The sequence below is a fragment of the Eggerthella sp. BIOML-A4 genome, from assembly GCF_009875575.1.
GTDB lineage: Bacteria > Actinomycetota > Coriobacteriia > Coriobacteriales > Eggerthellaceae > Eggerthella > Eggerthella lenta.
Window position 1 is genome coordinate 185657 of the sequence record NZ_WWRX01000002.1, and the last position, 12147, is coordinate 197803.

General features: G+C 62.4%; 7 protein-coding genes and 2 tRNA genes. 7 read left to right on the forward strand and 2 right to left on the reverse strand.

The features are described 5' to 3' along the window. Positions 1 to 152: 152 nt before the first annotated feature. The 3 genes from gyrB to GT613_RS02605 all read left to right on the forward strand — a co-directional run bounded on the left by gyrB (position 153) and on the right by GT613_RS02605 (position 7012). The gene (gene gyrB, locus GT613_RS02595) at positions 153 to 2105 is read left to right on the forward strand and encodes a DNA topoisomerase (ATP-hydrolyzing) subunit B (RefSeq protein ID WP_157011223.1); all 1953 of its coding nucleotides are present in this window, start codon (positions 153 to 155) and stop codon (positions 2103 to 2105) included. Positions 2106 to 2176: 71 nt separating this feature from the next. After that, complete coding sequence (gene gyrA, locus GT613_RS02600) at positions 2177 to 4975, forward strand: DNA gyrase subunit A (RefSeq protein WP_161172495.1); 2799 nt, start codon at positions 2177 to 2179, stop codon at positions 4973 to 4975. Between the two features lie 369 nt (positions 4976 to 5344). Then, a complete protein-coding gene (locus GT613_RS02605; protein WP_009305592.1) occupies positions 5345 to 7012 on the forward strand; it encodes an MATE family efflux transporter in 1668 nt (555 codons plus the stop codon). 31 nt (positions 7013 to 7043) lie between these two features. On the opposite strand, the gene GT613_RS02610 is transcribed toward GT613_RS02605, so the two are convergent. Beyond that, a complete protein-coding gene (locus tag GT613_RS02610; protein ID WP_009608949.1) occupies positions 7044 to 7553 on the reverse strand; it encodes a bifunctional nuclease family protein in 510 nt (169 codons plus the stop codon). Positions 7554 to 7691: 138 nt separating this feature from the next. After that, positions 7692 to 8552, reverse strand: coding sequence for a LysR family transcriptional regulator (locus tag GT613_RS02615; RefSeq protein WP_009608933.1), 861 nt, complete (start codon positions 8550 to 8552; stop codon positions 7692 to 7694). A 196-nt stretch (positions 8553 to 8748) separates the two neighbouring features. Between GT613_RS02615 and GT613_RS02620 the strand changes: the two genes are divergently transcribed. The 4 genes from GT613_RS02620 (at position 8749) to typA (ending at position 11994) form a co-directional block, all read left to right on the forward strand. Further along, a tRNA-Ile gene (locus GT613_RS02620) sits at positions 8749 to 8825 on the forward strand. A 108-nt stretch (positions 8826 to 8933) separates the two neighbouring features. Further along, a tRNA-Ala gene (locus GT613_RS02625) sits at positions 8934 to 9009 on the forward strand. A gap of 391 nt (positions 9010 to 9400) precedes the next feature. Then, entirely contained in the window at positions 9401 to 9970 is a 570-nt protein-coding gene (locus GT613_RS02630) for a J domain-containing protein (RefSeq protein WP_009305595.1), read from the forward strand. A gap of 212 nt (positions 9971 to 10182) precedes the next feature. Then, entirely contained in the window at positions 10183 to 11994 is a 1812-nt protein-coding gene (gene typA / locus GT613_RS02635; RefSeq protein ID WP_009305596.1) for a translational GTPase TypA, read from the forward strand. The last annotated feature ends 153 nt before the right edge of the window (positions 11995 to 12147 follow it).

Below are 12147 nucleotides of genomic sequence, written 5' to 3' on the forward strand. Positions count from 1 at the left end.
AAAATAATGATCGAATACGAGATCGCGGCTCGTACGGCTTCTAAAACCCTTCATACTTGATGGATTTTATTGGTATCAAGGCATGGTTATGGTAGAATTTTCAGGTTAGCGCGAATCAGCGCTGCACTCACACATCGCACTATAAAAGGAGCATGTCAGTGGCAAACAAACCTGACCATTACGACGGTTCTGACATTCAGGTCCTCGAGGGCCTGGAGGCGGTCCGCAAGCGTCCGGGCATGTACATCGGCTCGACGGGTCCTCGCGGCCTGCACCACCTGGTGTACGAGGTCGTCGACAACGCCGTCGACGAAGCGCTCGCCGGATACTGCGACGAGATCAAGGTGTGGATCCATCAGGACAACTCGATCTCGGTCGACGACAACGGGCGCGGTATCCCGATCGACAAGCACCCGAAAGAGAAGATCCCCACCGTCGAGGTGGTGCTCACCATCCTGCACGCAGGCGGCAAGTTCGGCGGCGAGGGCTACAAGGTGTCCGGCGGCCTGCACGGCGTGGGCGTCTCCGTCGTGAACGCGCTGTCTTCCCGCGTGGAAGTGCAGGTGCGCAAGGAGGGCAAGGAGTACTTCATCGGCTTCGACCACGGCAAGACGTCCGAGAAGCTGCGCGAAGTTGGCCCCACGAAGCGCGGCAACGGCACGACCGTGTCGTTCTGGCCCGACCCGGAGATCTTCACCGAGACCACCGTGTACGATTTCGACACTCTGGCGAACCGCTTCCGCGAGATGGCGTTCCTCAACAAGGGCCTCAAGATCGTGCTGTACGACGAGCGCGTCACCGATGCCGACGGCAAGCCGCGCACCGAGGTGTTCCAGTACGCCGGCGGCATCGTCGACTTCGTGAAGTTCCTGAACGAGGGCAAGGAAACGCTGAACAAGCCCATCTACTTCGAGGCCGAGAACGACGACGGCACCGTTGAAGTGGCCATGCAGTGGTCCACCTCGTACTCCACGAACTCCGTCATGGCGTTCGCGAACAACATCAACACGCACGAAGGCGGCACGCACCTCGACGGCTTCAAGCAGGCCGTCACGCGCACCATCAACGAGTACGCCCGCTCGAAGGGCATCCTCAAAGAGAAGGATTCCAACCTCTCCGGCGACGACACGCGCGAGGGCTGCGCGGCCATCGTGTCCGTGAAGCTGCACGACCCGCAGTTCGAGGGCCAGACGAAGACGAAGCTGGGCAACACCGAGATCCGTCCGCTGGTGCAGAACGCCGTGACCCAGGGCCTGGCCGAGTACCTCGAGGAGAATCCGACCCCGGCCAAGCGCATCATCGGCAAGGCCACCCAGGCGCTCAAGGCTCGCGAAGCCGCCCGCAAGGCGCGCGAGATGACGCGCCGCAAGGGCGTGCTGGACTCGTTCGCGCTGCCGGGCAAGCTGGCCGACTGCTCGTCCAAGACCCCGGAGAACTCCGAACTGTTCATCGTAGAGGGCGATTCCGCAGGCGGCTCGGCCAAGCAGGCCCGCGACCGCAAGACGCAGGCTATCCTGCCCTTGCGCGGCAAGATCCTCAACGTTGAGCGCGCGGGCTTGCACCGCTCGCTTTCCAGCGACACCATCAGCTCGCTGATCACGGCTATCGGCACGAACATCGGCGACGACTTCGACGCCGACCAGTCGCGCTACCACCGTATCATCATCATGACCGATGCCGACGTCGACGGCGCGCATATCCGCATCCTGCTGTTGACGTTCTTCTACCGCTACATGCCGGAGCTCATCAATCGCGGCTACATCTACATCGCACAGCCGCCCATCTTCGGCCTCAAGAAGAAGAACTCGCGCTCGCCGAAGATCGAGCGCTACATCTACGACGAGAGCTCGCTGGGCTCGGTGCTGGCCGAGTACGACGATCCGAACAAGTTCGACGTGCAGCGCTACAAGGGCCTGGGCGAGATGGACCCGGATCAGCTGTGGGAGACCACGATGGAGCCGGCTACCCGCACGCTTCTGCAGGTGAGCATCGACGACGCCGCCGAGGCCGAGCGCGTGGTGAGCGACCTCATGGGAGACCAGGTGGAGCCGCGCAAGGAGTTCATCCAGAAGCACGCGCGCGACGTCCGATTCCTGGACATCTAGCGTTCTGGTGGTCTGACGACCGCCGGAATACCTCGCTGACTTACTACGCCAACCTGTAAGGTAGGAGATTTATGGCAGACAACAACGATTCTTTCGACGAGTTCTTGAATCGCGCCGAAGAGGATTACGACGCGGGCGACATCGAAGCGGCCGAGGCCGGCGACGAAGACGACGTGCTGAACGACGTCGAGGGCGGTGAGGACGAGTCGCGCCCCGGCGCGTTCGTGTCCGAGGAGAACAAGGCGCGCTCGCTGATCGACATGTCGTCGATCGCGAACCCGCACGGCTCCATCGTCGAAGGCGCCAACGGCGGCGAGGGCACCATCGTGCGCTCCGCCTACCTCGGCAAGGAGATGCAGACGTCGTTCCTGGAATACGCCATGAGCGTCATCGTCTCGCGCGCCCTGCCGGACGTGCGCGACGGCTTGAAGCCGGTTCACCGCCGCATCCTGTACGCCATGAACGAGTCCGGCTACACGCCGAACCGCCCGCACATGAAATCGGCCCGTACGGTCGGCGACGTCATCGGCAAGTACCACCCGCACGGCGACTACGCCGTGTACGACACGATGGTGCGCTTGGCCCAGCCGTTCTCGATGCGCGTGCCGCTGGTGGACGGCCACGGCAACTTCGGCTCCATCGACGGCGACGGCGCGGCGGCCATGCGTTACACCGAGTCCCGTCTGGACAAGGTGGCCATGGAGCTGCTGCGCGACCTGGACAAGGAAACGGTCGACTTCCAGCCCAACTACGACGAGAGCCTCGAAGAGCCCACGGTTCTTCCCGCGCGCTTCCCCAACCTGCTGGTGAACGGCTCGCAGGGCATCGCCGTGGGCATGGCCACGAACATCCCGCCGCACAACCTGGGCGAGACCATCGACGCCACGTGCCTCATGCTGGACAACCCCGACGTCACCACCGAAGAGCTGATGAAGGCGCTGCCCGGCCCGGACTTCCCCACTGGCGGCATAATCATGGGCAAGAAGGGCATCCGCGACGCGTACGAGACGGGCCGCGGCTCGCTGACCGTGCGCGCGAAGTGCAAGGTGGAAGAGGGCAAGAACGGCCGCAGCTCCATCGTGGTCACCGAGATCCCCTACCAGGTGAACCGCCAGCGCCTGCTGGAAAAGCTGGGCGAGCTGGTGCGCGAGAAGAAGCTGCCCGAGATCAGCAACATCCACGACGGCGCCGACCGCCACGGCATCGACATCATCATCGACCTCAAGAAGGACGCCATCCCGCAGGTGGTGCTGAACAAGCTGTACAAGCACACGCAGCTGCAGGTGGGCTTCGGCGTGATCATGCTGTCGCTGGTGGACGGCGCGCCGCGCGTGCTTTCGCTGAAGGAGATGCTGCACTACTACATCGCGCACCAGGAAGAGGTCATCGTCCGCCGTACGCGCTACGAGCTGGCGAAGGCCGAGGAGCGCGCGCATATCCTCGAAGGCTTGATCATCGCGCTGGACAACATCGACGAGATCATCCACATCATCCGCTCGTCGCAGACCGACAAGGAAGCTGCCGAGCGCATGACCGAGCGCTTCGCCTTGACGGACAAGCAGACCGCCGCCATCCTCGAGATGCGCCTGCGCCGCCTCACCGGCTTGGAGCATCAGAAGATCGAGGACGAGCTGAAAGAGCTGCTGGAGAGGATCGCGTACTACAAGCGCGTGCTCTCCGACGACCAGCTGGTGCACGAGATCATCAAGGAAGAGCTGCTCGAGGTGAAGAAGAAGTTCGGCAGCCCGCGCCGCACGCTCTTGTCCGAGGCGGCGAAGGACCTCGACGTCGAGGATCTCATCGCCGAGGAGAGCATGGTCGTCACGATGACGAAGGCCGGCTACGTGAAGCGCCTGCCCGTGGCCACCTACCGCCAGCAGAAGCGCGGCGGCAAGGGCATGTCGGGCGTGAACCTCAAGGACAACGACTACGTGGAGCACCTGTTCGTGGCATCCACGCACTCCTACATGCTGTTCTTCTCCACGAAGGGCAAGGTGTACCGCCTGAAGGTGTACGAGCTTCCCGAGGCGTCGCGCCATGCGCGCGGCACGGCCATCGTGAACCTGCTGCCGCTTGAGAAGGGCGAGACCATCTCGGCCGTCATCGCGACGAAGGACTTCCCGTCCGACGAGTATCTCATGTTCGCCACCGAGCACGGCATGGTGAAGAAGACGTCGATGGACCTGTACGACCGCACGCGCCGCGACGGCCTGATCGCCATCAGCCTGAAGGACAACGACCGCCTCATCTCGGTGAAGCGCGTGGCTCCGGGCGAGAAGGTGCTCATGGTGTCCAGCGCCGGCAAGGCCATCATGTGGGACGAGGGCGAAGTGCGCGCCATGGGCCGCGACACCATGGGCGTGCGCGGCATGAACGTGCCGCCCATCGCCAAGGTGCTGGGCATGGAGATCGCGCAGCCCGACACCGACCTGTTCGTCATCACCGAGAAGGGCTACGGCAAGCGCACCCCCATCGCCGAGTACCCCGAGCACCATCGCGGCGGCCAGGGCGTGTTCACCATCACGATGACCGAGAAGAAGGGCCTGCTGGCCGTCATGAAGATCGTCGCCGAAGACGACGAGATCATGATCATGTCCGAGGAAGGCGTGTGCGTGCGCACCCCGGTGTCGGGCATCTCCGAGCTCGGCCGCTCCACGCAGGGCGTGTGCGTGATGAAGACGGCCGACAAGGACCGCGTGACCGCGGTGGCCATCTCCAGCCGAGGCAAGAAGAAGAAAGCCTCCGGCGCGCAGGTGGAAGGCGAGGAGCTGGACGAGAACGCCATCGACGAGCTTGAAGACGGCGCCGAAGGCACCGCCGAGATCGAGAGCGTCGAAGAAGCAGAGAACGCGGAAGGCGACGAAGAGTAGAAAACAGCCTCCAGCGTAACCTTGAACGCCCCGCCTCGCATCCTGCGAAGCGGGGCGTTCTCTTTTTGGCGCGCCGCGCTGCTACCCAGCGAATGTTTCACGTGAAACATTCGCTCCCGCACTGCACCTGTCACGCGCCCGAATGTTTCATGTGAAACATTCAGCCTCTTTCGCGTTATCGCTTGCGGCTCTCTTCGTTCGCGATGTTTCACGTGAAACATTTTCTTTCCCTCTGCCTCATGAATGCGAAAAACATGAAGGAACCCGCAGCCCCCTGGCGGGTTGTTGACGTGCCGTATACTGCACGCCTCATGACTGTTATCGACGGCCGCCAACGCGGCCGTTCATGCGAAAGGAGGACGGAAACCCATGTATCGAGCAGCTGCCGCGCAAGCGGCGCGCCTGTCGTCGAAAGCGCGCGGAGCCGCGAAGCGCGCGCAAACGACGCGCCGCGAACGCGCCCTGCGTTCTCCGGCGGAGAAAACCACAGCCGGCGACGTGTTCGTGCTTTCCGTCCCGCTGTTCGTGGAACTGTTCATGCAAATTATGATCGGGAACATCAACCAATTTATGCTGGCGCCGCTGGGAACCGAGCCGGCCGCCGCGGTGGGAAACGCGCTGCAGATCCTCAACATCGTGACCATCGCGCTGTCGGCCATGGGCACGGCTTCCACCGTGCTCGTGACCCGCGTGCTGGGGAAATCGTCGGCGACCAGCAAGGTGTCGGAGATCGCCACTGTGGCCCTCGTGGTGAACGTAGCGCTCGCGGCGGCCATGACCGCGGTGCTGTTCCTCTTTTGGCCGCAGTTCTTCTCCTGGCTGCACATCGACGGGTCCATCACGGGAATGGCGTCGTCGTTCCTGCTGATCGTCGGCTCCACCACGGTGGTGCAAGGCGCGTTCTTCGCGTTCACGGCTTTGCTGCGCAGCTACGCGCGCGGCGCCGACGTGATGCGCGCCAGCCTGGCGATGAACGCGGTGAACATCGCAGCCAGCGCCGTGCTCATCGGCGGCGTCGCGTTCGTCCCGGCGTTCGGGGTGGAAGGCGCGGCGGTAGCGAACGTGGTGGCGCGCGTCGCAGGCCTCGCGGTGGCATGCCGCCTCGTGCTGCGCCATACCGATGTGCGCATGCGCCTGGCGTACCTGCGCCCGTTCCCCTGGAAGACGCTTCGGCGCATGCTGGGCGTGGGCATCCCCTCGTCGGGCGAGCAGATGAACTACGACCTCGCACAGATCGTCATCCTGTCGTTCATCAACGTGCTGGGCACCACGGTGGTCACCGTGAAGGTGTACTGCTCGATGATCGCGGGCATCGCCTACCTGTATTCCATCGCGTTGTCGCAGGCGACGCAGATCGTGCTGGGGTATCTGTTCGGCGCGGGCAAGTTCGATGCGGTCGCGCGGCGCGTGTGGGTGGCCGATCTCATCGCCGTGGCGCTGACCACCTGCGTGTCCACGCTCATCTGGATCAACGCCGACGCGGTGTTCGGCCTGTTCACCGCCGATCCGATGGTGCACGAGCTGGGTCGCCAGGTGCTGCTTGTGGAGATATTCCTGGGTATCGGGCGTGCGCTCAACATCGTGATGGTAAAGGCGCTCATCGCGGTGGGCGACGTGAAGACCCCGGTGACGGTGAACGTCATCTCGTCGTGGATATTCGCGGTGGCAGGCGGCTATGCGCTGGGAATCGGCTTAGGCTGGGGCATCGTGGGCATGTGGGTGGCCATGTGCGTGGACGAGTGGCTGCGCGCCGGGTTCCTGCTGGTAACGTTCGCACGCGGAGGATGGCGGCGGCGCGCTCAGGAGCGGCGGCCCGAGCCTCGGCTCGAAACGCCTCCGGATGCCGTGGAGACTCCGGCCGTGTCGTACGCGAAGCCGTCGATGTTCGTGTTGAAGAAGCCCAGCGCAACGGGCCGTCCGAAAGAACCGGGCGCCGTCAGCCTGTCGGCGATTATGGGGCTGGCGCTGGCCGACGACGGGGGCTTGACGCATGGGATCGTTCAGGCCGTCATCGATGCCTTGACGGCACTGTGGTAGGCGGCGGAAAGCTTTCCGCCGGCTGAATCGGTCAGCCCTCGAAATCTTCCGGGGCGAGACCTTCGAGAAACTTTTTGAACTCGGACAGTTCGGCTTCGCTCGCTTCCGGTTCCGTCCGCCTCAGCACATAGGGGAACGAAGCACGCTCCAGCACATCCTCCTCGATATAGATGGGAGCTTTCTGCCGCACGGCCAGCGCCAACGCGTCGCTCGGGCGCGCGTCGAGGTCGATGAGGCGGTCGTGCTGGCGCAGCGTGAGCCGCGCGAAGAACGTCGCACCCTGCACGTCGTTGATGACCACGTGGTCGATCTGCGCGTCGAGGTTCGTCAGCGCGTCGAGGAACAGGTCGTGCGTCATCGGCCGCGAGAACCGCGCTTTTTCCAGCGCGATGCCCATTTGCGTCGCTTCGTTCACGCCCACCCAGATGGGGATGATGCGCGACTTTCCTTCTTGGACGATCTCCTCTACCGGTTGCAGCACGATGATGGACGGCGACGGCGCCGCCGAGACGATCAGCGTTTGAACGGTAACGGGAATCATCGGCACTCCTCCTCGGGTTTCTTGCGTCGCGTCGCGCGCGGCCGGCCTACCGATTATAGCGCTTCGGCAGGGTCGCCGGTCGCATCGCCGTGGCGTTTCGGTTTCAAGATACGGACGGTCGTGTTTTCACGCGAGCCTTCAGCAGCTGCTCCATGCTTCGGTACGCGGGCGATTTTGCTCCTTGAGCGTGATGAGGCAAAGAGGGATTGCCTTCGCATCTTCGCTTGCGAGGGGAACCATCCGGCTGCGGGGAAGCGTCTCGCCAAGCGGGGCGATGTTCACCATGAAGCACACCGCGTGCTTGACGTAGAACTGGCGCGGCGCGTCAAACGCGAGCGGTTCGACAATCGGCGATTTCAGCCCGTCTTCGCGGTACATGACCAAGATGGATTCGTTGAAATGGTCGAACGTGCGCGAAGATATCACGCGGTAGGGCTCCAGCTGTTCGAGGGATACGGCGTTTTGGCGGGCCAGAGGGTGATTCGCAGCCATGCAGATTCCTGCGGGAACTGTTCCCATGGGGAAGCAATCGAAGCCGGGGCGGTCGAGCGGCCCTATGGTGATGAGCGCATCGCATGACCCCGCGCGAAGGGCGTCAAGGCCGGCTTCTCCTGTTCCGATGGATGTTTCGGTTCGGGCGTTCAGGTGCTTGTCGAAGAACGCAGCCATATTAGCGCGGGCTTTCGCGTTGTTGCAGAACGCCGGTGCGACGAGGAACAGCCGGAGTTTGACGGGTTTTTCGTCACAGGACTCGCTTATCAGCTCCAACTCTCGAAACGACGAATCGACTTCGGCGGCCTTTTCCAGGAACGCCTCGCCGAGGGGCGTGAGTTCGATGCCTTGATGGCTGCGATCGAACAAGTTCTCTCCGAATTCGAATTCGAGGTCTGCCATCGACTTCGACACTGCCTGCACGGAAATGCCGTGCTCGCGAGCGGCCGAGGACAGGCTGCCGCGATTCGCGACGCTGACGAAGTACTTGATCTGTTTGATGTTCAATGAAGCGTTCCTCTTCCGATGCCAAGCTCGGTGCTTGGTCTTAGCGTACCATGCATCGGAATGCGCACCCGAGTGCACGGCTCTCGAGTTGGAAAAAACGCTGCCGTTACCGGATATTCAAAAACTGGTAAGAAATATTCAAAAAGTGCTTGACCGAACTTAGTGATTCGACGTATAGTGATCAGGCACTTTTTTTGGGCCCGTAGCTCAGTTGGTTAGAGCGCACGCCTGATAAGCGTGAGGTCGCTGGTTCAAATCCATTCGGGCCCACCATTTTTTGCAATAAACGCTCCACCGTGAGCCGAGTTAGCCGGTGGAGCGTTTATTAATTTCTAGACGCGGTTTTATGCAGTTCGCGACTAGCCAAAGAATGTGCAACTTGGGGCATTAGCTCAGCTGGGAGAGCGCGGGCTTTGCAAGCCTGAGGTCAGGGGTTCGATCCCCCTATGCTCCACCATACGTTATTCATCCGAACCCCCGCCGAGAGGCAGGGGTTCGTTGCTTCTGGTCATGATCGGTTGAGAGCCCTGCCGCGCGCGTTCAACTCTCAGATAACACTGTGCGTACCCGGTCGGAGAACTCCGTCGCCCGGTTCCGACTCGCGAACTTATGAGCTCGCTGTCGAAGGGACTTCTCTTTACCGAAGATGTTTCACGTGAAACATTTGTTCGTTTATCATGAGTCATTGTGACAAGTGTTTCACGTGAAACACAGCCTCCCGCGGTTTCGCGCTGCGCTCTTTTCCCACGTGCATTCTGTGAGCGCAAGCCGGAAACATCGCGATCGTGCAGGTGGCATGGTAGAATCCTGCTTCGGATACCAACCGCGAAACCGGCACATGGGGAGCTATGAATCGAACGGAAGCACTGCGCATTTTAGGACTGGACGATGATGCCACGCCCGAAGATGTGAAAACCGCCTACAAGGAAACGGTGCAGATCCTGCATCCCGACCGGTTCGCCAGCAACAAGAAGCTCCAAGATCGCGCGACTGAGCAGTTCAAGAACCTCCAAGAAGCATACGACTACCTGACCAGCGGAAAAGGCTCGCGCACCTCCGCTCGCGATCCGCGCGCCGCTGCCGAGCGCGCCCGCAGCTACACGTCGTCCAACCAGGTTGAGGCGCGCATGGCCGGCGTAGCCGCCGCACGCACGCAGCTGGTTAAGCAGCGCGATGTGGCGCTTGACGAGCGTCGTAACGGCATTGCCATGACCGCTATCGGCGGCATCGTGGCGCTGATAGCCGGCCGCCGGCCGTTCGGCCTGTTCGGTATCGTTGCCGCCATTGCAAGTGCCGCCGCTGTGTGGGGCATCGTGCAGGTCGTGTCGTCCCAGAGAACCATCGCCACGCTCAACGAACATATCGCCGAGCTCAACAAGGAAGAGCGCCGCCTCGCCGAGGAGTTGGACGACGTGTAGCCGCCGTACTTCGCCGGCGGTCGTCTCTCCTTATCGTCCCGATCGCCCGGCAGCGCCTGCCTTGTCGCCCGAAACGTGCGGAATTCAAGCGGAAAACGCACCTTTCGGGCGACAATCGTCCTCTGCGGGAGCGGTACCCGCCGCAGGCCCCATCGCAAGGATCATCGCCGCGCCGATTTAGGCATGGCTTGAATAGAAAGAAGAAGAAAGGCATGAAGCAAGAGAACATCCGCAACGTCGCCATTATCGCGCACGTTGACCACGGCAAGACCACCATCGTCGACCGCCTGCTGTACGCCAGCGGCGTGTTCCGCGAGAACCAGCAGGTTGACGAGCGCGTGCTGGACAGCAACGACCAGGAGCGCGAGCGCGGCATTACCATCCTGTCCAAGAACATCTCGGTCGTGTACAACGACGTGAAGATCAACGTCATCGACACGCCGGGCCACGCCGACTTCGGCGGCGAGGTGGAGCGCGTGCTGAACATGGCCGACGGCGCCCTGCTCATCGTGGACGCGTTCGAAGGCCCCATGCCGCAGACCCGTTTCGTGCTGCGCCACGCGCTTGAACAGGGCCTGCGCATCATCCTAGTGGTGAACAAGATCGACCGTCCGGGCGCGCGCCCCAACGAAGTGGTGGACGAGGTGTTCGACCTCATGGTGGAGCTCGAAGCATCCGACGCGCAGCTGGACTTCCCCGTCGTCTACGCCAGTGCCATGAACGGCTACGCCCGTTTCGCGCCCGACGACGACAACATGGACATGATCCCGCTGCTGGAAACCATCCTCAAGGAGATCCCGGCTCCCGACTGCGAGCCGAACGGCCCGGTGGCGCTGCAGATCTGCACCGTCGACCATTCCAGCTTCGTCGGCCGCATCGGCGTGGGGCGCCTGTTCTCCGGCACCATCCATAAAGGCGAGCCCTCGCTGGTCATCAAGAACGACGGCACGCGCTACAACACCAACATCAAGCAGGTGTTCACGTTCGAGGCGCTGGGCAAGAAGGAGCAGCAGGAGGTGCACGCCGGCGACATCGTGGCCGTGGTGGGCGTGGAAGACGCTGACATCGGCGACATGGTGACCAGTCGCGAGAACCCCGTGCGCTTCGATCCCATCCAAGTGGAAGAGCCCACGATGGCCATCGTGTTCGAGGCATCGTCCAGCCCGCTCGTCGGCCGCGAGGGCGACATCGTGGGAGCGCGCCAGCTCAAGGAGCGCCTGATGCGCGAGAAGGAGAGCAACATCTCCATGCGCATCGAGGAGCTTGAGGACAAGTCGGGCGTTGAGGTTGCCGGCCGCGGCCTGCTGCACCTGTCGGTTCTCATGGAGACGATGCGCCGCGAAGGATTCGAGTTCCAGGTAGGTCGCCCGCGCGTGCTCATCAAGAAGGACGAGTCCGGCCGCAAGCTGGAACCCATCGAGGAGGCCACGGTGGACGTGCCCAGCGAGTACGCAGGCAAGGCCATCGAGGTGTTCGGCAGCGCCGGCGGCGAGATGTCCGACATGTACCAGCGCGGCGACCAGACGCACCTCGTGTTCAAGATTCCGTCGCGCGGCACGATGGGATTGCGCACCCGTCTGCTGAACGTCACGCGTGGCGAAGCCACGATGTTCCATCATTTCTCCGAGTACGGCCCGTATCGCGGCGAGATGAACGGGCGCAAGAACGGCTCGATGATCTCCATGTCCACCGAGAAGAGCGTCGCGTACGCTCTGGATGCGCTGCAGGAGCGCGGCCGCCTGTTCGTGGGTCCCGGCCAGGAATGCTACGAAGGCATGATCGTGGGCGAGTCGTCGAAGGAAGGCGACATGGTGGTCAACATCGCCAAGTCGAAGCAGTTGGGCAACCAGCGTTCGTCGGGCGCCGACAAGGCTATCTCGCTCACGCCGCCCATCACGTTCACGCTGGAAGAGGCGTTGGAGTACATCGAGGATGACGAGCTGGTGGAAGTCACCCCGCAGAACATCCGCCTACGCAAGCGGATGCTGTCGGCCACCGATCGCAAGAAGGCTGCCAAGAAATAATCTATCACTATGTAAGAATGCGCCCTGATCAGGGCGCATTCTTACAAGAGGGAAATAAGGCTTCAGCTCGCGCGAACAGGCGGGTATATCCCTAAACCTGGCGTGGGGACTGTGAATCGATAATGGGTATATTGTGCAACGCAAGAACCCGTT